Annotated in this window: 28 protein-coding genes; 26 read left to right on the top strand and 2 right to left on the bottom strand. The window is 59.9% G+C overall.

Going from position 1 to position 21294, the window contains the following annotated elements:
• The 21 genes from rplP (at nucleotide 1) to rplQ (ending at nucleotide 10240) form a co-directional block, all read left to right on the top strand.
• Entirely contained in the window at nucleotides 1–420 is a 420-nt protein-coding gene (gene rplP, locus F8197_RS18760; RefSeq protein ID WP_019923487.1) for a 50S ribosomal protein L16, read from the top strand.
• Between the two features lie 12 nt (nucleotides 421–432).
• On the top strand, nucleotides 433–624 hold the full coding sequence (gene rpmC, locus F8197_RS18755) for a 50S ribosomal protein L29 (RefSeq protein ID WP_056146773.1): 192 nt from the start codon (nucleotides 433–435) through the stop codon (nucleotides 622–624).
• Nucleotides 621–890, top strand: coding sequence for a 30S ribosomal protein S17 (gene rpsQ / locus F8197_RS18750; protein WP_008444314.1), 270 nt, complete (start codon nucleotides 621–623; stop codon nucleotides 888–890). The genes rpmC and rpsQ overlap by 4 nt, the downstream gene beginning before the upstream one ends.
• A gap of 265 nt (nucleotides 891–1155) precedes the next feature.
• Entirely contained in the window at nucleotides 1156–1524 is a 369-nt protein-coding gene (gene rplN, locus F8197_RS18745; RefSeq protein ID WP_019923485.1) for a 50S ribosomal protein L14, read from the top strand.
• A gap of 10 nt (nucleotides 1525–1534) precedes the next feature.
• Nucleotides 1535–1849 carry a 50S ribosomal protein L24 gene (rplX, locus tag F8197_RS18740; RefSeq protein ID WP_019923484.1) on the top strand — a complete coding sequence of 105 codons (315 nt, stop codon included), beginning with the start codon at nucleotides 1535–1537 and terminating at the stop codon, nucleotides 1847–1849.
• Between the two features lie 6 nt (nucleotides 1850–1855).
• Entirely contained in the window at nucleotides 1856–2395 is a 540-nt protein-coding gene (rplE, locus tag F8197_RS18735; RefSeq protein ID WP_019923483.1) for a 50S ribosomal protein L5, read from the top strand.
• 6 nt (nucleotides 2396–2401) lie between these two features.
• The gene (rpsN, locus tag F8197_RS18730) at nucleotides 2402–2707 is read left to right on the top strand and encodes a 30S ribosomal protein S14 (RefSeq protein WP_019923482.1); all 306 of its coding nucleotides are present in this window, start codon (nucleotides 2402–2404) and stop codon (nucleotides 2705–2707) included.
• 14 nt (nucleotides 2708–2721) lie between these two features.
• On the top strand, nucleotides 2722–3117 hold the full coding sequence (gene rpsH, locus F8197_RS18725) for a 30S ribosomal protein S8 (protein WP_019923481.1): 396 nt from the start codon (nucleotides 2722–2724) through the stop codon (nucleotides 3115–3117).
• Between the two features lie 10 nt (nucleotides 3118–3127).
• Entirely contained in the window at nucleotides 3128–3661 is a 534-nt protein-coding gene (gene rplF, locus F8197_RS18720; RefSeq protein ID WP_026637583.1) for a 50S ribosomal protein L6, read from the top strand.
• Between the two features lie 13 nt (nucleotides 3662–3674).
• On the top strand, nucleotides 3675–4037 hold the full coding sequence (gene rplR / locus F8197_RS18715; RefSeq protein WP_019923479.1) for a 50S ribosomal protein L18: 363 nt from the start codon (nucleotides 3675–3677) through the stop codon (nucleotides 4035–4037).
• Nucleotides 4038–4046: 9 nt separating this feature from the next.
• Complete coding sequence (gene rpsE / locus F8197_RS18710) at nucleotides 4047–4565, top strand: 30S ribosomal protein S5 (RefSeq protein ID WP_019923478.1); 519 nt, start codon at nucleotides 4047–4049, stop codon at nucleotides 4563–4565.
• Nucleotides 4566–4575: 10 nt separating this feature from the next.
• Nucleotides 4576–4758, top strand: coding sequence for a 50S ribosomal protein L30 (rpmD, locus tag F8197_RS18705; protein WP_019923477.1), 183 nt, complete (start codon nucleotides 4576–4578; stop codon nucleotides 4756–4758).
• A 27-nt stretch (nucleotides 4759–4785) separates the two neighbouring features.
• A complete protein-coding gene (gene rplO, locus F8197_RS18700) occupies nucleotides 4786–5217 on the top strand; it encodes a 50S ribosomal protein L15 (RefSeq protein WP_008444334.1) in 432 nt (143 codons plus the stop codon).
• Nucleotides 5218–5250: 33 nt separating this feature from the next.
• Nucleotides 5251–6585 (top strand): preprotein translocase subunit SecY, encoded by a 1335-nt coding sequence (gene secY / locus F8197_RS18695; RefSeq protein ID WP_026637582.1) that lies wholly within the window; start codon nucleotides 5251–5253, stop codon nucleotides 6583–6585.
• An 18-nt stretch (nucleotides 6586–6603) separates the two neighbouring features.
• Nucleotides 6604–6822, top strand: a complete 219-nt coding sequence (gene infA / locus F8197_RS18690) for a translation initiation factor IF-1 (protein ID WP_005663428.1) — start codon at nucleotides 6604–6606, stop codon at nucleotides 6820–6822.
• A gap of 32 nt (nucleotides 6823–6854) precedes the next feature.
• Nucleotides 6855–6968 (top strand): 50S ribosomal protein L36, encoded by a 114-nt coding sequence (rpmJ, locus tag F8197_RS18685; RefSeq protein WP_005663407.1) that lies wholly within the window; start codon nucleotides 6855–6857, stop codon nucleotides 6966–6968.
• A 27-nt stretch (nucleotides 6969–6995) separates the two neighbouring features.
• The gene (gene rpsM / locus F8197_RS18680) at nucleotides 6996–7361 is read left to right on the top strand and encodes a 30S ribosomal protein S13 (RefSeq protein WP_019923475.1); all 366 of its coding nucleotides are present in this window, start codon (nucleotides 6996–6998) and stop codon (nucleotides 7359–7361) included.
• Between the two features lie 14 nt (nucleotides 7362–7375).
• Nucleotides 7376–7780 carry a 30S ribosomal protein S11 gene (gene rpsK / locus F8197_RS18675; RefSeq protein WP_008444339.1) on the top strand — a complete coding sequence of 135 codons (405 nt, stop codon included), beginning with the start codon at nucleotides 7376–7378 and terminating at the stop codon, nucleotides 7778–7780.
• Nucleotides 7781–8003: 223 nt separating this feature from the next.
• Nucleotides 8004–8627: a 30S ribosomal protein S4 gene (rpsD, locus tag F8197_RS18670; protein ID WP_019923474.1), complete on the top strand. Its 624-nt coding sequence runs from the start codon at nucleotides 8004–8006 to the stop codon at nucleotides 8625–8627.
• Between the two features lie 111 nt (nucleotides 8628–8738).
• Nucleotides 8739–9716, top strand: a complete 978-nt coding sequence (locus F8197_RS18665; RefSeq protein ID WP_026637581.1) for a DNA-directed RNA polymerase subunit alpha — start codon at nucleotides 8739–8741, stop codon at nucleotides 9714–9716.
• A 125-nt stretch (nucleotides 9717–9841) separates the two neighbouring features.
• The gene (rplQ, locus tag F8197_RS18660) at nucleotides 9842–10240 is read left to right on the top strand and encodes a 50S ribosomal protein L17 (RefSeq protein WP_026637580.1); all 399 of its coding nucleotides are present in this window, start codon (nucleotides 9842–9844) and stop codon (nucleotides 10238–10240) included.
• A 61-nt stretch (nucleotides 10241–10301) separates the two neighbouring features.
• On the opposite strand, the gene F8197_RS18655 is transcribed toward rplQ, so the two are convergent.
• Nucleotides 10302–11984: a M28 family peptidase gene (locus F8197_RS18655; protein ID WP_152883150.1), complete on the bottom strand. Its 1683-nt coding sequence runs from the start codon at nucleotides 11982–11984 to the stop codon at nucleotides 10302–10304.
• Nucleotides 11985–12129: 145 nt separating this feature from the next.
• Here F8197_RS18655 and dsbD point away from each other — a divergent pair, with 145 nt between their 5' ends.
• Nucleotides 12130–14049 carry a protein-disulfide reductase DsbD gene (gene dsbD / locus F8197_RS18650; RefSeq protein ID WP_152883149.1) on the top strand — a complete coding sequence of 640 codons (1920 nt, stop codon included), beginning with the start codon at nucleotides 12130–12132 and terminating at the stop codon, nucleotides 14047–14049.
• Nucleotides 14050–14097: 48 nt separating this feature from the next.
• Here dsbD and F8197_RS18645 read toward each other — a convergent pair whose 3' ends face one another.
• Nucleotides 14098–14610 (bottom strand): Spy/CpxP family protein refolding chaperone, encoded by a 513-nt coding sequence (locus F8197_RS18645; protein WP_152883148.1) that lies wholly within the window; start codon nucleotides 14608–14610, stop codon nucleotides 14098–14100.
• Between the two features lie 294 nt (nucleotides 14611–14904).
• On the opposite strand from F8197_RS18645, the gene F8197_RS18640 reads away from it, so the two are divergent.
• The 4 genes from F8197_RS18640 to F8197_RS18625 all read left to right on the top strand — a co-directional run bounded on the left by F8197_RS18640 (nucleotide 14905) and on the right by F8197_RS18625 (nucleotide 21294).
• Nucleotides 14905–15633 (top strand): response regulator, encoded by a 729-nt coding sequence (locus F8197_RS18640; RefSeq protein ID WP_152883147.1) that lies wholly within the window; start codon nucleotides 14905–14907, stop codon nucleotides 15631–15633.
• Nucleotides 15630–16985: an ATP-binding protein gene (locus F8197_RS18635; RefSeq protein ID WP_373996908.1), complete on the top strand. Its 1356-nt coding sequence runs from the start codon at nucleotides 15630–15632 to the stop codon at nucleotides 16983–16985. The genes F8197_RS18640 and F8197_RS18635 overlap by 4 nt, the downstream gene beginning before the upstream one ends.
• Before the next feature lie 62 nt (nucleotides 16986–17047).
• Nucleotides 17048–18199 carry an efflux RND transporter periplasmic adaptor subunit gene (locus tag F8197_RS18630; RefSeq protein ID WP_152883146.1) on the top strand — a complete coding sequence of 384 codons (1152 nt, stop codon included), beginning with the start codon at nucleotides 17048–17050 and terminating at the stop codon, nucleotides 18197–18199.
• Nucleotides 18200–18201: 2 nt separating this feature from the next.
• Nucleotides 18202–21294, top strand: coding sequence for an efflux RND transporter permease subunit (locus F8197_RS18625; RefSeq protein ID WP_152883145.1), 3093 nt, complete (start codon nucleotides 18202–18204; stop codon nucleotides 21292–21294).

Raw genomic sequence — 21294 nt, 5'->3', positions numbered from 1 at the left:
ATGCTGCAACCAGCACGCAGAAAGTATCGTAAAGAGCAGAAAGGCCGTAACACCGGCATTTCGCATGGCACCGGCACTTCGGTGTCGTTCGGTGAGTTCGGTCTGAAAGCAGTTGCCCGTGGTCGTATCACGGCACGCCAGATCGAAGCCGCTCGTCGCGCCATGACCCGTCACATCAAACGTGGCGGTCGTATCTGGATCCGCGTTTTCCCGGACAAGCCGATTTCGAACAAGCCAGCTGAAGTTCGTATGGGTAACGGTAAAGGTAATCCAGAGTACTACGTCGCTGAAATCCGTCCGGGCAAAGTCCTGTACGAAATGGACGGCGTCGCAGAAGAACTGGCGCGCGAAGCATTCCGCCTGGCCGCTGCCAAACTGCCACTGGCGACCACTTTCGTGGTCCGTCAAGTCGGCCAATAACAGGAGTGAAATATGAAAGCATCTGAACTCCGCGGCAAAGACCAGGCAGCTCTGCAAAAAGAGCTGAATGACCTGTTGAAGGCCCAGTTCGGCCTGCGTATGCAAATCGCTACGCAGCAGCTGAGCAATACTTCGCAGCTCAAGAAGGTACGTCGCGATATCGCACGCGTAAAAACGGTAATGAACACCAAGGAAGCCAAATGACCGAACCAGTAAAGTCGCTCAAGCGCACCCTGATCGGTAAAGTGGTGTCCGACAAAATGGACAAAACCGTTACCGTTCTGATCGAACGTCACGTGAAACATCCTTTGTACGGCAAGATCATCGTGCGCTCGAACAAGTATCACGCGCACGACGAGACCAACCAGGTGAAAGCCGGTGACACGGTGGAAATCGTGGAAGGTCGTCCGATCTCCAAAACGAAGGCATGGACCGTAACTCGCGTGGTGCAAGCCGCGCAAATCGTTTAATTGAGACATCGCCGCCGGAACTGTGGTTTCGGCGGCGCTTTTCAATTAGTTCTTGCAAGCCCGCAAAAGGTATGTAATACTTGCGGGCTTCGTTCATGTAACGCCGCAAAGTGTCTGGCCACAGACGCTGAACCGTGCGGTCAGTAGCAGTACGAAGGTCAAGCACCCAAACAATGAGCTCTGCTTGAGCGCATTGGCGGGACCAAGACTGACCGCAGGTCCGCATTGTGTGGATTCTTCGGCTTAAGTTGGGAAAGAGAATACTATGATTCAAACTGAAAGCCGGCTCGAAGTTGCCGACAATACCGGTGCAAAAGAAGTTTTGTGCATCAAGGTATTGGGTGGCTCCAAGCGCCGTTATGCTGGCATTGGCGACGTGATCAAAGTAACCGTTAAGGTTGCTGCGCCACGTGGTCGTGTCAAAAAAGGTGAAATTTATAACGCCGTGGTTGTGCGCACCGCTAAAGGTGTTCGCCGCCAAGACGGTTCCCTGGTGAAGTTCGACGGCAATGCCGCCGTTCTGTTGAACGCCAAGCTGGAACCGATCGGTACCCGTATCTTCGGACCAGTGACGCGCGAGCTGCGCACTGAAAAGTTCATGAAGATCGTGTCCCTGGCACCTGAAGTACTGTAAGGAGTCAGCAATGGATAAGATTCGTAAAAACGACGAAGTCATCGTTCTGGCCGGTAAAGACAAGGGCAAACGCGGTGTCGTTTCGCGTCGCGTAGACGCAGAACACGTAGTGGTTGAAGGCGTCAACGTTGCTAAAAAAGCGACCAAGCCGAACCCGATGACTGGCGTACAAGGTGGTATCGTCGACAAGACTATGCCGATTCACGTGTCCAACGTTGCATTGTTCAATGCAGCTAGTGGCAAGGCAGACCGCGTAGGTTTCAAAGATGTCGACGGCAAAAAAGTCCGCGTCTTCAAATCGACCGGCGAAGTAGTGAAGGCTTAAGAAATCATGGCACGTCTCCAAGAGTTCTATAAAGAAAAAGTCGTCGCTGACCTGACCGAAAAATTCGGTTACAAGTCGGTGATGGAAGTTCCCCGTCTGACCAAGATCACCCTGAACATGGGTGTTGGTGAGGCAATCGCGGACAAGAAAGTCCTTGAGCACGCTGTTGGCGATCTGACCAAGATCGCTGGCCAGAAGCCAGTGACCACCAAGTCGCGCAAAGCAATCGCGGGCTTCAAAATCCGTGAAGGCTATCCGATCGGTACCATGGTTACACTGCGTGGCGCTCGCATGTACGAGTTCCTGGATCGTTTCATCACCGTGGCTCTGCCACGCGTGCGTGACTTCCGCGGTGTGAATGGCCGTTCGTTCGATGGCCGTGGTAACTACAACATCGGCGTGAAAGAGCAGATCATCTTCCCGGAAATCGAGTACGACAAGATCGATGCGCTGCGTGGTATGAACATTTCGATCACCACCACCGCTAAGACCGACGACGAAGCGAAAGCTCTGCTCGCCGCCTTCAAATTCCCGTTCAGGAACTAAGAGATCATGGCAAAACTCGCACTGATTAACCGTGAAGCGAAACGCGTGGCACTGGCGAACAAATTCGCCGCCAAGCGCGCCTCGCTCAAGGCCATCATCGATGACCAGTCGAAATCGGAAGAAGAACGTTACGAAGCGCGTCTGAAACTGCAGACCCTGCCACGTAACTCGGCTCCGACCCGCCAGCGTAACCGCTGCGCCGTCACCGGTCGTCCACGCGGCACCTTCCGTAAATTCGGTCTGGGCCGTATCAAGCTCCGTGAATTCGCCATGCGTGGTGAAATTCCGGGTATGACTAAAGCTAGCTGGTAATAGGAGAATATGCAATGAGTATGAGCGATCCTATCGCCGATATGCTGACCCGCATTCGCAACGCCCAAGGCGTTCAAAAAACGACCGTGGCCATGCCATCGTCGAAAGTCAAAGTAGCGATTGCCAACGTCCTCAAGGACGAGGGTTACATTGAAGATTTCGCAGTTGCCGAAGATGGTGGCAAAGCGGAACTGAAAATCGGTTTGAAATATTATGTCGGTCGTCCCGTCATCGAGCGCTTGGAGCGCGTATCCCGTCCGGGCCTGCGCGTCTACAAAGGCAAAGACGAGATCCCAACGGTGATGAACGGTCTGGGTGTGGCCATCGTGTCGACTCCGCAAGGCGTCATGACCGATCGCAAAGCACGCGCTACCGGTGTCGGCGGCGAAGTTATTTGCTACGTCGCTTAAGGAGTAACACATGTCCCGTGTAGCTAAAATGCCAATCGCTGTGCCAGCTGGCGCTGATGTCGCCATCTCCGCACAAGCGATCACCGTCAAGGGCCCCCTGGGCGTCCTGACCCAGAACCTGAACGGCCTGGTAAAAGTACAAAACAACGACGGCACGCTGAGCTTTGAGCCAGCAAACGACAGCCGTGAAGCCAACGCCATGTCCGGTACGCTGCGCGCACTGGTCAACAACATGGTCAATGGCGTCACCAAAGGCTTCGAGAAAAAACTGAACCTGATCGGCGTGGGCTACAAAGCTCAAGCCCAGGGCGACAAGCTGAACCTGTCGCTTGGTTTCTCGCACCCTGTCGTGCATGCCATGCCAGAAGGCGTAACGGTTGTTACCGCCACTCCGACCGAGATCGTCATCAAAGGCATCGACCGTCAAAAAGTGGGCCAAGTGGCTGCCGAAGTTCGCGCTTACCGCGCTCCTGAGCCTTACAAAGGCAAGGGCGTCCGTTATTCGGACGAAGTGGTTAAGCTTAAAGAAACCAAGAAGAAGTAATTAGGGGCTGACGATGGATAAAAAAGAATCTCGTCTGCGTCGCGGACGTCAAACCCGGATCAAGATTGCGCAGCAGAAAGTGAACCGCCTGTCGGTGCACCGCACTAACCTGCACATCTACGCAAGCCTGATCAGCCCGGAAGCCAAAGTATTGGTTTCGGCCTCGACCCTGGAAGCGGAAGTACGCGCTGAACTGGCTGGCCAATCGGGCAAGGGCGGTAACGCCGCTGCTGCCGCACTGGTGGGCAAGCGTGTCGCAGAAAAAGCACTGAAAGCAGGAATCACCGAAGTCGCCTTCGACCGTTCCGGTTTCCGTTTCCATGGCCGTGTGAAGGCGCTGGCTGAAGCCGCGCGTGAAGCCGGTCTGAAGTTCTAAGGAGCGATCATGGCAAAAATGCAAGCAAAAATGGCAAGCGACAAGCCGGATGACGGCATGCGCGAAAAAATGATCGCGATCAACCGCGTGACCAAAGTGGTCAAGGGTGGTCGTATCATGGGTTTCGCCGCGCTGACCGTGGTTGGTGACGGCGATGGCCGCATCGGCATGGGTAAAGGCAAGTCGAAAGAAGTACCAGTGGGTGTGCAGAAGGCAATGGAAGAAGCCCGTCGCAACCTGATCAAAGTACCGTTGAAAAACGGCACCCTGCATCACACCGTACACGGTCGTCATGGCGCATCGAAAGTAATGATGATCCCGGCGAAACCAGGTACCGGCGTGATCGCTGGTGGCGCCATGCGCGCTATCTTCGAAGTAATGGGCGTGACCGACGTCGTGGCGAAATCCACCGGCTCGAGCAACCCTTACAATCTGGTGCGTGCGACCCTCGACGGTCTGGCAAAAATGACGACTGCTTCCGATATCGCTGCCAAGCGCGGCAAGTCGGTTGAAGAGATCCTGGGCTAAGGTGAACGATATGACTAACAAAACTGTCAAAGTACAACTGGTCAAGGGCTTGATCGGTACGCGTGAAGATCACCGTGCCACCGTACGCGGCCTGGGCCTGCGTCGTGTAAACTCGGTCTCCGAGCTGCAAGACACCCCATCCGTGCGCGGCATGATCAATAAAGTCTCGTACCTCGTTAAAGTAGTTGGGTAAGCCGCGAGGCTTACACACGGAGAAATCATGGAACTGAATACCATTCAACCAGCCGACGGCGCCAAGCACTACAAGCGTCGCGTCGGCCGCGGTATCGGCTCCGGTCTGGGCAAAACCTCGGGCCGTGGTCACAAGGGTCAAAAATCGCGTTCGGGCGGCTTCCACAAAGTCGGTTTCGAAGGCGGTCAGATGCCTCTGCAACGCCGTCTGCCTAAGCGCGGTTTCAAGTCGCTCAACGCCACCTTCAAAGCTGAAGTGCGTTTGTCCGACCTGAACAACCTGGCTGTTGGCGATGTCGACATCCTGGTGCTGAAGCAAGCTGGCGTTCTCAGCGTGCTGGCACGCGACGTGCGCGTCATCCTGTCCGGCGAGATCACCAAAGCGGTGAACCTCAAAGGCCTGAAAGTGACCGCTGGCGCGAAAGCAGCCATCGAAGCAGCTGGCGGCTCGGTAGCCTGAGCTTGCCGCTAAACAGCTTGATCGGAGCGAAAATTGGCGACTAATCCACAACTTGCAAAAAGCGCTGCAGCCGGGTTCCCTTGGGGCCGGCTCTGGTTCTTGCTTGGCGCATTGGTGGTATATCGTATCGGTGCTCACATCCCGGTCCCCGGGATTGATCCGGTACAGCTGGCCGCACTGTTCAAGTCGCAAGAGGGCGGCATCCTGGGCATGTTGAACATGTTCAGTGGTGGCGCTCTTGCGCGCTTTACGGTGTTTGCGCTGGGTATCACGCCGTACATCTCGGCCTCGATCATCATGCAGTTGGTGTCGATCGTCTCGCCGCAGATGGAAGCGCTCAAGAAGGAAGGCGAAGCAGGCCGTCGCAAGATCACCCAGTACACCCGTTATTTCACGGTTGTTCTGGCTACGTTCCAGGCCCTCGGCATTGCCGTCGCTCTGGAGTCGCAACAAGGTCTGGTGCTCGATCCTGGTTACGCATTCCGTTTCGTAACGGTCGTAACGCTGTTGACCGGAACCATGTTCGTGATGTGGTTGGGCGAGCAAATTACCGAGCGTGGCTTAGGTAATGGCATCTCGATCATCATTTTCGCAGGTATCGCAGCCGGTTTGCCGGGCGCGCTGGGTGGCTTGGGCTCCTCGGTGTCGAACGGATCGATTGGTGCTTTCTCGGCGATCATCATCATGATCCTGGTAGTGGCGGTAACGTTCTTCGTGGTATTTGTGGAACGTGGCCAACGCAAGATTCTGGTGAACTATGCGAAACGCCAGGTGGGTAACAAGATTTACGGTGGACAAACGTCGCACCTGCCATTGAAGTTGAACATGGCCGGCGTGATCCCACCGATCTTCGCTTCGTCGATTATCTTGTTCCCGGCAACGATCGTGGGCTGGTTCACGACAGGCGCTGACACCACCAACCCGGTGGTCCGGTTCCTGAAAGATTTGGCTGCATCGATGGGGCCAGGCGAGCCCATCCACGCACTGTTGTACGCGGTGGCCATCGTGTTCTTCTGCTTCTTTTACACCGCGCTGGTTTTCAACAGCAAGGAAACAGCAGATAACTTGAAGAAGAGCGGGGCCTTTGTGCCAGGGATTCGTCCCGGTGAGCAGACTGCCCGTTACATCGACAAGATCCTGACACGACTGACACTGGCTGGCGCCATTTACATCACTTTGGTGTGCTTGCTGCCGGAATTCATGGTCGCTGAGTGGAAAGTACCTTTCTATTTTGGCGGTACTTCTCTGTTGATTATTGTGGTTGTTACCATGGATTTCATGGCGCAAGTACAAAACTACGTGATGTCGCAGCAATATGAATCGCTGCTGCGCAAAGCAAACTTCAAGGGCGGAATTCCGACGCGATAAGCGCGGTAAACATACCGAATGGCAAAAGACGACGTCATACAGATGCAAGGCGAGATTCTTGAGAATCTCCCGAATGCAACATTTCGAGTGAAACTGGAAAACGGACACGTGGTGCTCGGACATATTTCGGGTAAAATGCGGATGAACTATATCCGCATCCTCCCTGGCGACAAGGTGACGGTAGAGCTGACACCTTACGACCTGTCCCGTGCCCGCATCGTGTTCCGGACCAAGTAAATTTAATCGAACCTTTTAGAAGAGAGTTCATAATGAAAGTTAACGCCTCAGTTAAGCGGATCTGCCGCAACTGCAAGATCATCAAGCGCAAGGGCGTTGTTCGCGTAATCTGCGTCGAACCACGTCACAAGCAGCGTCAAGGTTAATAACCGTTATTTATCGAGGAATAACGAATGGCACGTATTGCAGGGGTTAATATCCCAAATCATCAGCACACCGTTATCGGCCTGACGGCCATCTACGGTGTTGGCCGCCCGCGCGCAAAGTTCATCTGCGCCGCGACGGGTATTGCGACCGACAAAAAGGTCAAAGACCTGGACGACAGCGAACTGGAAAAGCTGCGCGATGAAGTAGCAAAATTCATCGTCGAAGGCGATCTGCGTCGCGAACTGTCCATGAACATCAAGCGTTTGATGGATCTGGGTTGCTACCGCGGTATGCGTCACCGTAAGGGCCTGCCGGTCCGCGGTCAGCGTACCCGCACCAATGCACGTACCCGCAAGGGCCCGCGCAAAGCCGCTCAATCGCTCAAGAAATAATCTAGGGAAATCACATGGCTAAGCAACAAAGCAGCGCAGCAGCAGCCCGCGTGCGCAAGAAGGTCAAGAAGAACGTTGCAGAAGGTATCGCACACGTTCACGCTTCCTTCAACAACACCATCATCACCATTACCGACCGTCAGGGCAATGCTCTGTCGTGGGCTACCTCCGGTGGCGCTGGCTTCAAGGGTTCGCGTAAATCGACCCCGTTCGCAGCGCAGGTTGCGGCTGAAGCGGCTGGTAAAGTGGCAGTGGAATGCGGCGTGAAGAACCTGGAAGTGCGTATCAAGGGCCCAGGTCCTGGTCGCGAGTCCGCAGTGCGCGCACTGAACAACCTGGGCATCAAGATCACCGAGATCCAGGACGTTACCCCAGTGCCACACAACGGCTGCCGTCCACCTAAGCGTCGTCGTATCTAATTGTTTCGGACGGCGGAGCTTGCTCCGCCTTTCGCAGCAATTGAACAAATCGCTGGAGCAGATGACCGGAAACGGTTATACTGCCCGGCTATTGTCGTCTGTCATGTCGCAAGGCTGGCAGACTTTAGCCACGTCTGGCCCCTCGCGGCACAGACTAGCGCCTAACCAGGCAGCCCTTTTGCTGCGTGGCTGGGGCGTCATTATTTAAAACAAAGGAAGCATCGTGGCACGTTATATCGGACCAAAAGCAAAACTCTCCCGCCGTGAAGGTACTGACCTGTTCCTGAAGAGCGCACGTCGCTCGCTGGACAGCAAGTGCAAACTGGACGTTAAGCCAGGCCAGCACGGTGTCAAGTCGGGTGCCCGCACCTCGGACTACGGCAACCAACTGCGCGAAAAGCAAAAAGTCAAACGTATGTACGGCGTTCTGGAACGTCAGTTCCGTCGCTACTTCGCAGAAGCCGACCGCCGCAAAGGCAACACCGGTGAAACCCTGCTGAAGCTGCTGGAAACCCGCCTGGACAACGTTGCATACCGCATGGGCTTCGGCTCGACCCGCGCTGAAGCGCGTCAGCTGGTATCGCACAAAGCGTTCACCGTGAACGGCCAAGTGGTCAACATCGCTTCGTACGCCGTGAAAGTTGGCGACGTCATTGCTGTTCGTGAAAAATCGAAAAAGCAAGTACGTATCGTTGAAGCGCTGTCGCTGGCTGAACAAGTCGGCATGCCAGCCTGGGTTTCGGTTGACTCGAAAAAAATGGAAGGCACCTTCAAGTCCCTGCCAGAGCGTAACGAAATCGCTAACGACGTCAACGAATCGCTGATCGTCGAGCTGTACTCGCGTTAATAGCTCGTCAAAGTAGTACCAAAACCCGCCCACTCACTCGAGTGGGCGTTTTCACTGATGCCATCAGCCTTATCGGCCTAACGCGCCGAGGGTATTGAAAAGGACATGTACATGCAAAACAGTTTGTTGAAGCCACGTATTATCGATGTAGAGGCGCTCGGCGCCGGCCACGCGAAAGTCGTGATGGAGCCGTTCGAACGCGGCTATGGCCATACGTTGGGTAATGCGCTGCGTCGCGTACTGCTGTCGTCGATGGTCGGCTACGCGCCAACCGAAGTAACGATCGCCGGCGTCGTGCACGAGTACTCGTCGCTCGACGGCGTACAGGAAGACGTTGTAGACCTGTTGCTGAACCTGAAGGGTGTTGTCTTCAAGGTGCACAACCGTGACTCCGTTACCCTGACCCTGAAAAAAGAAGGCGAAGGCGCCGTTCTGGCTTCGGATATCGATCTGCCACACGACGTGGAACTGATCAACCCGGACCACGTGATTGCCCATCTGACCGCCGGCGGCAAGCTGGACATGCAGATCAAGGTCGAAAAAGGCCGTGGCTATGTTCCAGGTAACGTCCGTCGCCTGTCGGAAGACACCAACAAGACCATCGGTCGCATCATTCTCGATGCATCGTTTTCGCCAGTGCGTCGCGTATCGTACTTCGTCGAGTCCGCTCGCGTTGAACAGCGTACCGACCTGGACAAGCTGATCATCAACATCGAAACCAACGGCGTGATTTCGCCGGAAGAAGCGATCCGTCAATCGGCCCGCGTGCTGGTCGATCAACTGAACGTGTTCGCTGCCCTGGAAGGCACCGAAGCTGCTGCCGAAGCGCCATCGCGCGCACCGCTGGTCGATCCGATCCTGCTGCGTCCAGTGGACGATCTGGAACTGACCGTGCGTTCGGCCAACTGCCTGAAAGCAGAAAACATCTACTACATTGGCGACCTGATCCAGCGTTCGGAAAACGAGCTGCTGAAGACGCCAAACCTGGGCCGCAAGTCGCTCAACGAGATCAAGGAAGTTCTTGCCTCGCGCGGCCTGACCCTGGGCATGAAGCTGGAAAACTGGCCGCCTGCCGGCCTGGAAAAGTAATCGCTTTTGTTGTACCCGTAGTACCCGCCGCGAACGCGTTGTTCGCGGCGTCAATCATTTGAACCGGTCCGCGCTCATGTTGAGCGATCGAAGAACTCGGATTTAAACACCTGAAAGGAAGTACCATGCGTCACCGTCACGGCCTCCGTAAGCTCAATCGTACCTCGTCCCACCGTCTGGCAATGCTGCGCAACATGACCGTTTCCCTGCTGCGTCATGAAGCCATCAAAACCACCCTGCCAAAAGCCAAGGAACTGCGCCGCGTTGTCGAGCCTATCCTGACCCTGGGCAAGGTAGACACCCTGGCCAACAAGCGTCTGGCATTCTCCCGTCTGCGTGACCGCGAAATCGTTGGCAAACTGTTCTCGGAACTGGGCCCACGTTACGCTAACCGCAACGGCGGCTACCTGCGCATCCTGAAAATGGGTTTCCGCGTTGGCGACAACGCTCCAATGGCTTACGTTGAGCTGCTGGACCGTCCAGAAGCGACCGACATCGATGCAGCACCAACCGCCGAAGAGTAATCTTCCCGGTTAGTACCGCGTTACGAAAAAGCCAGGCTCTGCCTGGCTTTTTTTTCGTCCGTTATTTCGGTTTGAATTCGGACGTGGCGTTCCAGGTGGGGGTAACGCCCTGGGCGATGTCGAGGCCGACCTGGAACAGCAGACCGATGTCCTGCACGCCGCCGCTGAAGTCCCAGTCGGTGCGCACGTCGTCGGTAACCTGGTGGTAGTCCTTGCCGAAATAGTGATCGACGACTTTTGCAGCGTAGTCGTCCGGCTTGTTCAGGTAGCCGCTGCGCGCCTTGGTGTAGAGCACCGGTACGCCCACGCGGGCGAATTCCAGCTGGTCGGCGCGGTAGAAGCTGCCCAGTTCGGGGCGCGAGTCGTTGGCCATGTTCCTGCCCTGGGATTGCGCATGTTTGAGCAGCAGCGCATCGATGCTCGAATGGCCCGACGTGACGTTTTCGATCTGCGCGGTCTTGCCCCAGGCATTGATGCCGTCGATGTTGATGTTGGCAACGGTTTTCTTGAGCGGGTACAGCGGGTGGCTGGCGTAGTACTTGGCGCCCAGCAGGCCGCGTTCCTCGGCCGTGGTGGCCAGGAACAGGATCGAGCGCTTCGGTGGCGTTGGCAGTGCCTGGTAGGCCTTGGCCAGCGACAGCAGGGCAGCGGTGCCGGAAGCATTGTCGAGCGCGCCGTGGTAGATCTGCTTGCTGCGCGGGCCCGGCAGGCGTTCGTCGATGCCCAGGTGGTCCCAGTGGGCGCTGTACACCACCAGTTCATCTTTCAGCTTGGGATCGCTGCCTTCGATCAGCGCCACCACGTTTTGCGAGGCGATGGTGCGCGAAGTGTTGGCCACCTTGAAGCTGGCCGTGCCCTTCAGGCTGACCGGGCGGAAGTCTTTTGTGACTGCCTGCTTTTTGAGGGCGTCGAAGTCGTAGCCGGCGGCGGCCAGCATGGCCTTGGCCTGGTCGAGCTGGATCCAGCCGGGTACGGCCGGCGCATCCGGGTCATTACCTGTACGCATCAGGCTGAACTGCTCGCCGTTGCCGCCGCTGCGTACCACGTCCCACGGGTAAGCTGCCGGCCTGGTTTCGTGGATGATCAGCGCGGCCTTGGCGCCGAGCTTGGCGGCAATCTCGTACTTGTAGGTCCAGCGGCCGTAATAGGTCATGGCCTTGCCGCGGAACATGGCTGGATCGAGCTCGGCCGGATTGTTCGGGTCGGGCACGGCCGGGTCGTTAATCAGCATCAGCAGCGTCTTGCCGCGGACGTCCATGCCCTTGTAGTCGTCCCAGCCGAACTCGGGCGCCTGCACGCCGTAGCCCACGAAGACCAGGTCGGAGTTGTCCACGGTCACCTGGTCGGGCGCGCTGGTGGAATGGGCGACGAATTGCTCGGGAAAGTCGAGCGCCACGGTTTTGCCGGCGATGGTGTAGCTCAACGTCGGCTTCGGCATCTGGCCGCGCAGCGGCACTGCCTGCACCCAGGTCCCGTCGGGATTGCCCGGCTTGAGTCCGAGCTTTTTGAATTCCTGCGTCAGGTAGGCAACGGTCTTGGTTTCGCCATTGGAGCCGGGCGCGCGGCCTTCGAACTCGTCCGAAGCCAGTACCTTGATGTGGCGCACCAGGTCGTCGGCCGAGATGGTGGCCAGCGCCGCCGCTGGTGCCTGGTCCCGGGCGGGTGCTTGGGCGGACGCCGGGATGGTGGCGAAGGCCAGGGTAACGGCGGCAGCTGAAAACAGCAGGGGACGTGGTGATGACATCGTGCAAACTCCCGGAAGGTAAAAGCCGAGTGTCGCATAAAAATCCACCGCTGTGCCCGGTGTTGGCCTGCCGTGGCACGGGCGGACATTGCATGCTCGGTGTACTATGCCTGTGCTTTGACTTCCGTCTTCAGAGAAAGTATTCATGTCACGTCTCGTCCGATTTTTTGCCGCGCTGTTGCCGCTGGCGTTGCTTTTGTTCTGCGGCTCCGTCCGCGCCCAGGATTTCCTCGAACCGGCCAAGGCATTCCGGTTTTCCGCCAGCATGGTCGATGGCCATACCGTCGCGGTCAGTTTCCAGATCGCCGATGGCTACTATATGTACCGCGAGCCGTTCAAATTCAGCGCCACCGGCGCCAGGCTGGGTACGCCGGCCATCCCGGCCGGCAAGGTCCATTACGATCCGACGTTCGAGAAAGACGTCGAAACCTACCGCAAGAGCGTGACCATCACGATTCCCGTGGACGTGAACGGCCCGTTCACCTTGCAGGTGAGCGGCCAGGGTTGCTCCGAAAAAGGGTTGTGCTATTCGCCGCAGGACTACACTGCGCCATTGACGGGCAGCGGTTCGGTACCGCTGCCGGGCGCTGCCGGCAAGGCCCCCGCACCAGCAGCAACCGCTGCCGCAGCGGCTATCCTGGCATCGGCATCGCCCACAGCAGCCAAAGCACCCGTCATCGGCGAAGGCAAGCCAGCTGCCGTCAGCCCGGGCGTGACCATTTATCCGATTGCGCCACCGACTGCGGAAGACATCGTTCCGCCACCGGCGCCCGCCGCAGCGACCGCCACCGCACCGGCCGCGCCAGCGAGCGACAGCGGCCGCCTGGAAGCGGCGCTCAAGACCGGCAGCCTGCTGGTGATCCTGCCGCTGTTCGCGCTGCTGGGCCTGGGCCTGTCGTTTACGCCGTGCGTGTTGCCGATGGTGCCGATCCTGTCGTCGATCATCGTGGGCGAGGGCGACCGCAGCAATCGCAAGCGCGGCCTGCTGTTGTCGGTCACGTATGCGCTCGGTATGGCCATCGTCTATACGGCGCTGGGCGTAGCGGCGGGCCTGGCCGGCGAGGGCCTGTCGGCCGCGCTGCAAAATCCGTGGGTGCTGGGCAGCTTCGGTGTGCTGATGGTGCTGCTGTCGCTGTCGATGTTCGGCTACTACGAGCTGCAGGTGCCGGCGGCGCTGCAATCGAAACTCAGTTCGGTCTCGAACCAGCAGTCGTCGGGCAAGCTGGCCGGCGTGTTCGTGATGGGCGCGATTTCGGCGCTGATCGTCGGACCGTGCGTGGCCGCGCCGCTGGCCGCCGCGCTGGTGTACATCAGCCAGACGCGCGACGTCTTCATCGGCGGCAGCGCGCTGTTTGCGATGGCGGTGGGCATGAGCGTGCCGCTGATCCTGGTCGGCGCCTCGGCCGGGGCGCTGCTGCCCAAGGCGGGCAAGTGGATGGATGCGGTCAAGCGCTTCTTTGGCGTGCTGATGCTGGCGATGGCCTTGTGGCTGGTGTCGCCGGTGTTGCCGCCGGTGGTGCAGATGATGGGCTGGGCGGCGCTATTCGTTGGCTACGGCATGTACTTGCTTCTCAATAGCGGCAAGTGGCCGGCCAAGGCGCTGGGCGTGGTGGCCGTGGCACTGGGCTTGGTGCAACTGGGCGGCATGGTGACCGGCGGGCGCGATCCGCTGGCGCCGCTGGCGCACGTGACCGGCGCGCAGGATCGGCATTTGACCTTCCAGCGCATCAAGACCGTGGCCCAGCTCGACGCCATCCTGGCGCAGACCGGTGGCAAGACCGTGATGCTCGATTTTTATGCGGACTGGTGCGTGTCGTGCAAGGAGATGGAAAAGCTGACCTTTGTCGATCCAGCGGTGCAGGCCAGGCTGGCCAATACCTTGTTGCTGCAGGTCGATGTGACAGCCAATGATGCGGACGACAAGGCCATGCTCAAGCGCTTCGGCCTGTTCGGGCCGCCGGGGATTATCCTGTTCGATGCACAGGGGCAGGAGATTGCCGGATCGCGCGTGATCGGCTACCAGAACGCAGCGAAGTTTTCGCAGTCGCTGGAGCGCTTGAAATAAGCGGTTCCCCGCCAGCGCGGGGAACCTTGGCAATGCTGACCGACGCGCTTAGCCGCGCTTCATGTCCGGGCCATGCTGGCCACCGTGACCGCGCTGGCCGCGATGACCGCCCCAGCCGCCATGCTTGCCGCGCATGCTGTGCTGGTCGAACGCGGCTTTCTGTTCCGGCGTCAGCTGGTTGTAGAACGCAGTCAGCGCGGTCAGCCGCTGCTGCATCTGGCCTTCACGCAGCTTGGTCTTTTCGATCATCTTGCTCAAACGTTCAGGCGAGGACAGCTTGGCGAATTCGCCGCGCGGCGGACGCTCGGCGGTACGTGGCGCCGGCTTGACCGCCGACTGGTACGCGGCCCAGGCCGACTCCTGTTGCGCCGTCAGTTTCAGCTGATCGTGCAGGCGGGCCTGGCGCTTGGCGTACATCTCTTCCATCTTGGCCTGGCGCTGCTCCGGCGTGGCTTTCTGGCTGTGCTGAGGCTTGTTCTGCGGCGCGACGTCCTGTGCTTGTGCGGCTGCCATGCCCAGTACCGTAAAACCGATGAGGATGCTTTTGCGAATGATGTTCATGGTCGTTCCTTTCGTCTTGGTGGGGAGTAGCGCAGCGTTGTTTCTGCGCTTGAGACCATCTTCGCCCCCAAAGATTGCCAGGACGTTTCTCTCACCACCGCATTTGTATCCAGATGTGACCCAGAGCGCCTAACAAAACCTCCATAGCCGCGTTGCAGCTCCTCGCCGTACATTCGTACTGTCTTCGTCGCTGCGCCTTGCTCTGAAGGCTTTGTTAGGCGCTCTTTAGCACATATACAAGCCGATACAATTGGTCATTGGTAGCGCGCGCATGAACTGGGGATAATGGCGTCCATGGAACCTACATCGACTATTTTGATCGTTGACGACGATCGCGACATCCGCACCCTGCTGGCCGACTACCTCGAGTCGAACAGTTACCGGGCGCTGTGCGCTGCCGACGGTACCGCCATGTGGAAGCTGCTCGACGAGTCCAAGCCCGACCTGGTGGTGCTCGACCTGAATTTGCCCGGCGACGACGGCCTGACCCTGTGTCGCAAGCTGCGCGCGCAATCGACGCTGCCGGTGATCATGCTGACCGCGCGCGCCGAGCCGCTCGACCGCATTCTCGGACTGGAGATGGGCGCCGACGATTACCTGCCCAAGCCGTTCGAACCGCGCGAGCTGCTGGCGCGCATCCGCAGCGTCCTGCGCCGCAGTAACGCCATGCCCACCGGCAGCGGCGCCGAGAAGGCGCAGCAAATGCGCTTTTCCAACTGGACCCTGGACCTGACCGCGCGCCACCTGCTCAACCCGGACGGCCTGGTGATCATGTTGTCGGGCGCCGAGTTCCGCTTGCTGAAAGTGTTCCTCGAGCATCCGAATCGCGTGCTCAACCGCGACCAGCTGCTCAACCTCACGCAAGGGCGCGATGCCGATCCGTTCGACCGTTCGATCGACATCCAGATCAGCCGCCTGCGCCAGAAGCTCGGCGAGGATGCCCGCGTACCGCAGATCATCAAGACCGTGCGCAATGGCGGCTACGTGCTGGCCGGCCAGGTCACGGTGGAGCCGCACGCGTGAAAGATTTTTTCGGCTCGATGACCGGCCGCGTGTTCCTGGTGCTGTTGCTGGGGATGATAGCCTCGGCGGCGCTCACGCAATGGCTGTCGGTGGGCGAGCGCACCCGGTCGTTCGAGCGCTACCGCGACTTCCACGCCATGGAGCGCGCCGAGCAACTCATTACCACGGCCGATGCCCTGGCCAGCGAATCGCGTCCGACCTATTTGCGGATGGCCGAGCGCGGCACCATCAAGCTCGAACGCATGGCCGAGGCGCCGGCGGCGACCAGGGCAGCAACCGCATTTTCCACCACCTTGCAGCAGCGCCTGGCCAAGGGCGTGCAATTGCTGCCGCTGGCCGACCAGCCGGCCGAGTGCGCCCAGCCCCGCCAGCGTTCCATCTTTGCACCGAGCCAGTGGGGTGGCGCCTGCGAGGCGATGTACGTGACGCTGCGCGACGGCGCCAGGCTCAAACTGTCGATCCTGCCGCCGCCCGAGGTGCCAGCGACGGCGCTGAGCGAATACGTGGCGTTGCTGCCGTTCCTGCTGTCGGTGGCGGCGCTGGCCTACCTGGTCACGCGCATGGCCGTGCGTCCGCTCAAGCGGCTGGCCAAGGCTGCCAAGGACCTGGGCAACGACATCAACCACCCGCCGGTGGTGCTCAGCGGCGCCGCCGAGATCCGCCAGGCCAGTGCGGCCTTCAACGCCATGCAGGCGCGCATCCGCCAGCACATCATGCAGCGCACGCAGATGCTCGCTGCCATCACCCACGACCTGCAAACGCCGCTCACACGCCTGCGCCTGCGGCTGGAAAAAGTGCGCGACGACGAGTTGCAGCAGCGCCTGATCGACGACCTGTCGGCCATGCAGCAAATGGTGCGCGAGGGCCTGGACCTGGCGCGCAGCATGGACGCGTCCGAAACCATGCAGGCGCTCGACCTCGATTCGCTGCTCGACAGCGTGTGCAGCGACGCCTCCGACAGCGGCCAGCCGGTGGAACTGCGCGGGCGCGCCAACATGGCGCTGATGGGCCGCCCGCTCGACATGCGCCGTTGCCTGGTCAACCTGATCGACAACGCCGTCAAGTATGGCCACTACGCCAACGTGACCGTCGAGCGCATGACCGGCGCGGCGCGCGTGATCATCCGCGACGGTGGCCCCGGCATTGCCAAGGACCAGATGGCGCGTGTCTTCGAGCCGTTTTACCGGATCGAATCGTCGCGTTCGCGCGAGTCGGGCGGCACCGGCCTGGGGCTCACCATCGCCCGCAATATCGCCGAGCAGCACGGCGCCACCGTGGCGCTCAACAACCACCCCGCCGGCGGCCTGGAAGTGACATTGATCTTGCCGGAGTCGTACGCCAGCCGCCTGTAGTGGAGACCCCGCAGTACGAGACATAACAGCCATACCAAAAAACATAAAGACTGTTCACAATAATGAAAAAATCGACGATTGTTACCCTGCTGGCTACCGCCGCCATCCTCGGCTTCAGTGGCTGGTACATGCAAAATGGCGGCCACCACGCCGCGCCTGCCGGCAAGCAGGCCAACGGCCCGCAAGGCCCGACCACGGTGAGCGTGGTGGCGCCGCAGCGGCGCGATGTGCCGGTGGTGTTGCAGGCCAACGGCACCGTCACCCCGATCAGCACCGTGGACCTGCATCCGCAAACCACCAGCACCATCGTGCGCGTGCATATCAAGGAAGGGCAGTTCGTCAAGGCCGGTGAACTGATGTTCTCGCTCGACGACCGCAGCGCCCGCGCCAACGTGGAAAAGGCAGCCGCCCAGGTGGCGCGCGACCGCGCCGCGCTGGCCGATGTCGAACGCCAGTACCAGCGCGCCGAAGATTTACTGGCGCAAAAATACGTGGCGCAAGGCGCGGTCGATACCCTCAAAAGCCAGGTCGAAGCGGCGCGCGCCGTGCTGGCCGCCGACCTGGCCGCCGCCAGCGCGGTGGGTGTGGACGCCAGCTACAACACCATCCGCGCGCCGATGTCGGGCCGGGTGGGCGCGATCAATGTGTATGCCGGCAGCCTGGTGCAGATGAGCACGTCGCTGACGACCGTCACCCAGCTCGACCCGATCAACGTCGCCTTCACCCTGCCGGAATCGGCGCTGGGCGGCCTGCTCGAAGCCCAGCAGCGCGGCGCGGTGCCGGTGCGCGTCACGCAACCCACCTCGGACAAGGAACTGACTGGCGCCCTGAGCTTCATCGACAGTACGGTGGACCCGGTGGCCGGCGTGATCCGTGTAAAAGCCGAGTTCGACAACAAGGTCACCAGCCTGTGGCCGGGCCAGTACGTCAACGCGCAACTGGTGTCGCACGTGTTGCCCAACGCCACAGTGATTCCGCAAAACGCCATCATCAACAATACCCAGGGCACCTTCGTGTATGCGGTCGATGGCGACCAGTCGGCGCAGGTGGTGCACATCAAGCGCTTGCACGCGTTCGGTGAGTTTGCTGCCGTCTCTGGCCTCAAGGGCAACGAGAAAGTGATCGTCGATGGCAAGCAGAACCTGCGGCCCGGCGGCAAGGTGCGCATTGCTGCCGCCGACAAGGCGCTTGACGCCACCGTCACCAAGGGCTGAGCATGAACATTTCCGAGTTGTGCATCCGCCGTCCGGTGATGGTGGTGCTGCTGTCGGTCACGCTGGTGCTGGCCGGCGTATTGTCGTATTTTTATATCCCGGTGGCGGCGCTGCCGAGCTATAACACCCCGGTGATCAACGTCTCGGCCGACTTGCCGGGAGCATCGCCCGAGACCATGGCGTCGTCGGTGGCGCTGCCACTGGAAAAGCAGTTTTCCACGATTGCCGGCCTGACCCTGATCACGTCGTCCAATACGCTGGGCAACTCGTCGCTCACGCTCGAATTTGACACCAGCATCAACGTCAACGAAGCGGCAGTCGATGTGCAGGCCGCCTTGCTGCGCGCCCAGCGCCAGTTGCCGATCGAGATGACCGACCTGCCGTCGTACCGCAAGGTCAACCCGGCTGACGCGCCAGTGCTGTTCATGACCATGAATTCGCCGTCGCTGAGCCTGGCCGAGCTCAACGACTACGCCGAAAACCTGGTGGCGCCCAGCCTGTCCACCTTACCCGGCGTGGCGCAGGTGAGCGTCAACGGCCAGAAGCGTTATGCGGTACGCATCCGCGCCCGGTCCGACCTGCTCAACGCCCGTGATTTAACGCTGGAAGAGTTGCAGCAGGCGATCAAGTCGGCCAACGCCAACACCCCGCTCGGCATCCTCGACGGCCCCAGCCAGACCCTGACCATCCAGGGCAATCCGCAACTGATGAAGGCGTCCGAATTTGCCGACCTGATCGTGGCGGTACGCAACGGCGAGCCGGTGCGGTTGAAGGACGTGGCGACCGTCGAGGACAGTTTTCAATCGGTCAAAGCGGCCGGCAGCTACAACGGCGAGCGCTCGATCGTGCTGCTGGTGCAACGCCAGCCCGATGCCAACACGGTGCAGGTGGTCGATGGCGTGCGTGCATTGCTGCCGCGCTTCCAGTCGCAACTGCCGGCGTCGGTCAACATCAATCTGGTCAACGACCGGTCGGTGTCGATCCGCGAGGCGATCCACGACGTCAACCTGACCTTGCTGCTGACCATCGTGCTGGTGGTGCTGGTGATTTTCCTGTTCCTGCGCCGCGCGGCCGCCACCTTCATTCCGGCGATCACCATGCCGATCTCCTTGCTGGGTGCGCTGGCGCTGCTGTACGCGTTCGGCTACAGCCTCGACAATATTTCGCTGCTGGGGATCACCCTGGCCGTGGGCCTGGTGGTCGATGACGCCATCGTGGTGCTGGAAAACATCGTGCGCCATATCGAGCTCGGTAAAAAGCCGTTGCAGGCGGCGCTGATCGGCTCGAAGGAGATGGGCTTTACCATTATCTCGATCTCGGTCTCGCTGGTGGCCGTGTTCATCCCGATCTTCTTCATGCCGGGCGTGATCGGGCTGATGTTCCACGAATTCGCGGTGGTGGTGGCGTTGGCGGTGCTGGTGTCGGCCGCCGTGTCGCTGATGCTGGTGCCGATGCTGGCCAGCCGCCTGCTGCCGGCCGATACCATCGACCCCGAACACGACCAGGGCAACTGGCTGGGACGCTGGTTCGAGGCGGGCTTTACCAAACTGCGCAACGGCTACGCCAGCACGCTCGACATCGCGCTGCGCCACCGCTTCCCGGTGCTGATGCTGGCGTTCGGTACCTTCGCGCTGACGGTGGTGCTGTACATGGCGATCCCGAAAGGCTTTTTCCCCGAGGAAGACCTGGGGCAAATCCGCGTCAACACCGAGGCCTCCGAAGATATCTCGACGTCGGCCATGCTTGCGCTGCAAGACCGCGTGGTCGATGTGATCCGCGCCGATCCCAATGTGCAGGATGTGACATCGTTCACCGGCGGTGGCAACACGGGCCGGATGTTCCTGGTATTAAAGCCCCGGGGGCAGCGCGACAAGATGCCGCAGGTGCTCGACAGCCTGCGCAAGGCCACCAGGTCGATCCCCGGCATGGCCGTGTATCTGAGCCCGGTGCAGAACTTGCAACTGGGCGGACGGCAATCTAAAAGCCGCTACCAGTACACCTTGCAATCGGTCAGCCCCGGCGCGCTGGGCGAGTGGGCGCAAAAATACCTGGAGCAATTGCGTGCCGATCCCGATTTCCGCGACGTCACCAGCGATACCCAGAATCGTGGCCTGCAGGCATCGCTCAAGATCGACCGCGACAAGGCCAACAACCTGGGCGTGGCGCTCGGCGACGTGCGCACCGCGCTGTACCTGGCGTTTGGCGAGCGGCAGGTCTCGACTATCTATTCGCCGGCGGCCAGCTATTACGTAATCCTGGAAGCGGCCGACGCCGACCGCCAGTTCGACAATGCGCTCACGAAAATCTCGGTGCGCAACAAGGCCGGCCAACTGGTGAAACTGTCGAGCTTTGCCAGCGTGGAGCGCACCGTGGGACCGACGGCGGTCAACCACCAGGGCCAATTGCAGGCGATTACCTTGTCGTTCAACCTGGCGCCGGACGTGCCGCTGGGCAAGGCCACCGCCAAGATTGACCAGATGGGCATCGACATGCGCCTGCCGCCGGCTATCATTACCAACTACGGCGGCGACGCGGCCGTGTTCCAGAATTCGCAGGGCAGCCAGGTGGTGCTGATCCTGGCGGCGCTGGGCGTGATCTACGTGCTGCTCGGCGTGCTGTACGAGAGTTATATCCACCCGCTGACGATTCTGGCCGGTTTGCCGTCCGCAGCGGTGGGGGCGTTGATCACGTTGTGGATCTTCAACCTCGACCTGACCATGATCGCCATCATCGGCATCCTGATGCTGATCGGCATCGTCAAGAAAAACGCCATCATGATGATCGACTTTGCCTTGCACGTGCAGCGTACCGAGGGCAGGGCACCGGCGGACGCCATCCGCGAGGCGTGCATCCTGCGCTTCCGGCCAATCATGATGACCACGCTGGCGGCCATCATGGGTGCATTGCCGATCGCGCTGGGCCTGGGCGCCGGCGCCGAACTGCGCCAGCCGCTGGGCCTGGCCGTGGTGGGAGGATTAATCTTTTCGCAAGCGATTACGCTGTACATTACGCCGGTGATCTATCTGTACCTGGACCGGTATAGCGGAACGGGACCGCTCAGCGACGAAGCGGTCGCTGGGGCTGTGGTTACGTAA

The sequence above is a fragment of the Duganella sp. FT27W genome, from assembly GCF_009295655.1.
Taxonomy (GTDB): domain Bacteria; phylum Pseudomonadota; class Gammaproteobacteria; order Burkholderiales; family Burkholderiaceae_D; genus Rugamonas; species Rugamonas zoogloeoides.
This window is presented reverse-complemented; position numbering and strand designations above follow the sequence as displayed.

Bases quoted from the DNA above. Each gene is read 5' to 3' on its own strand.
- rplN (WP_019923485.1), top strand. From the start codon at position 1,156: ATGATTCAAACTGAAAGCCGGCTCGAAGTTGCCGACAATACCGGTGCA.
- rpsM (WP_019923475.1), top strand. From the start codon at position 6,996: ATGGCACGTATTGCAGGGGTTAATATCCCAAATCATCAGCACACCGTT.
- infA (WP_005663428.1), top strand. From the start codon at position 6,604: ATGGCAAAAGACGACGTCATACAGATGCAAGGCGAGATTCTTGAGAAT.
- F8197_RS18655 (WP_152883150.1), bottom strand. From the start codon at position 11,984: ATGTCATCACCACGTCCCCTGCTGTTTTCAGCTGCCGCCGTTACCCTG.
- F8197_RS18645 (WP_152883148.1), bottom strand. From the start codon at position 14,610: ATGAACATCATTCGCAAAAGCATCCTCATCGGTTTTACGGTACTGGGC.
- rplR (WP_019923479.1), top strand. From the start codon at position 3,675: ATGGATAAAAAAGAATCTCGTCTGCGTCGCGGACGTCAAACCCGGATC.
- F8197_RS18630 (WP_152883146.1), top strand. From the start codon at position 17,048: ATGAAAAAATCGACGATTGTTACCCTGCTGGCTACCGCCGCCATCCTC.
- rpsQ (WP_008444314.1), top strand. From the start codon at position 621: ATGACCGAACCAGTAAAGTCGCTCAAGCGCACCCTGATCGGTAAAGTG.
- rplE (WP_019923483.1), top strand. From the start codon at position 1,856: ATGGCACGTCTCCAAGAGTTCTATAAAGAAAAAGTCGTCGCTGACCTG.
- rplP (WP_019923487.1), top strand. From the start codon at position 1: ATGCTGCAACCAGCACGCAGAAAGTATCGTAAAGAGCAGAAAGGCCGT.
- rplQ (WP_026637580.1), top strand. From the start codon at position 9,842: ATGCGTCACCGTCACGGCCTCCGTAAGCTCAATCGTACCTCGTCCCAC.
- rpsN (WP_019923482.1), top strand. From the start codon at position 2,402: ATGGCAAAACTCGCACTGATTAACCGTGAAGCGAAACGCGTGGCACTG.
- F8197_RS18640 (WP_152883147.1), top strand. From the start codon at position 14,905: ATGGAACCTACATCGACTATTTTGATCGTTGACGACGATCGCGACATC.
- rplO (WP_008444334.1), top strand. From the start codon at position 4,786: ATGGAACTGAATACCATTCAACCAGCCGACGGCGCCAAGCACTACAAG.
- rpsH (WP_019923481.1), top strand. From the start codon at position 2,722: ATGAGTATGAGCGATCCTATCGCCGATATGCTGACCCGCATTCGCAAC.
- F8197_RS18625 (WP_152883145.1), top strand. From the start codon at position 18,202: ATGAACATTTCCGAGTTGTGCATCCGCCGTCCGGTGATGGTGGTGCTG.
- F8197_RS18665 (WP_026637581.1), top strand. From the start codon at position 8,739: ATGCAAAACAGTTTGTTGAAGCCACGTATTATCGATGTAGAGGCGCTC.
- rpmC (WP_056146773.1), top strand. From the start codon at position 433: ATGAAAGCATCTGAACTCCGCGGCAAAGACCAGGCAGCTCTGCAAAAA.
- rpmD (WP_019923477.1), top strand. From the start codon at position 4,576: ATGACTAACAAAACTGTCAAAGTACAACTGGTCAAGGGCTTGATCGGT.
- dsbD (WP_152883149.1), top strand. From the start codon at position 12,130: ATGTCACGTCTCGTCCGATTTTTTGCCGCGCTGTTGCCGCTGGCGTTG.
- rpmJ (WP_005663407.1), top strand. From the start codon at position 6,855: ATGAAAGTTAACGCCTCAGTTAAGCGGATCTGCCGCAACTGCAAGATC.
- rpsK (WP_008444339.1), top strand. From the start codon at position 7,376: ATGGCTAAGCAACAAAGCAGCGCAGCAGCAGCCCGCGTGCGCAAGAAG.
- rplF (WP_026637583.1), top strand. From the start codon at position 3,128: ATGTCCCGTGTAGCTAAAATGCCAATCGCTGTGCCAGCTGGCGCTGAT.
- rpsE (WP_019923478.1), top strand. From the start codon at position 4,047: ATGGCAAAAATGCAAGCAAAAATGGCAAGCGACAAGCCGGATGACGGC.
- rplX (WP_019923484.1), top strand. From the start codon at position 1,535: ATGGATAAGATTCGTAAAAACGACGAAGTCATCGTTCTGGCCGGTAAA.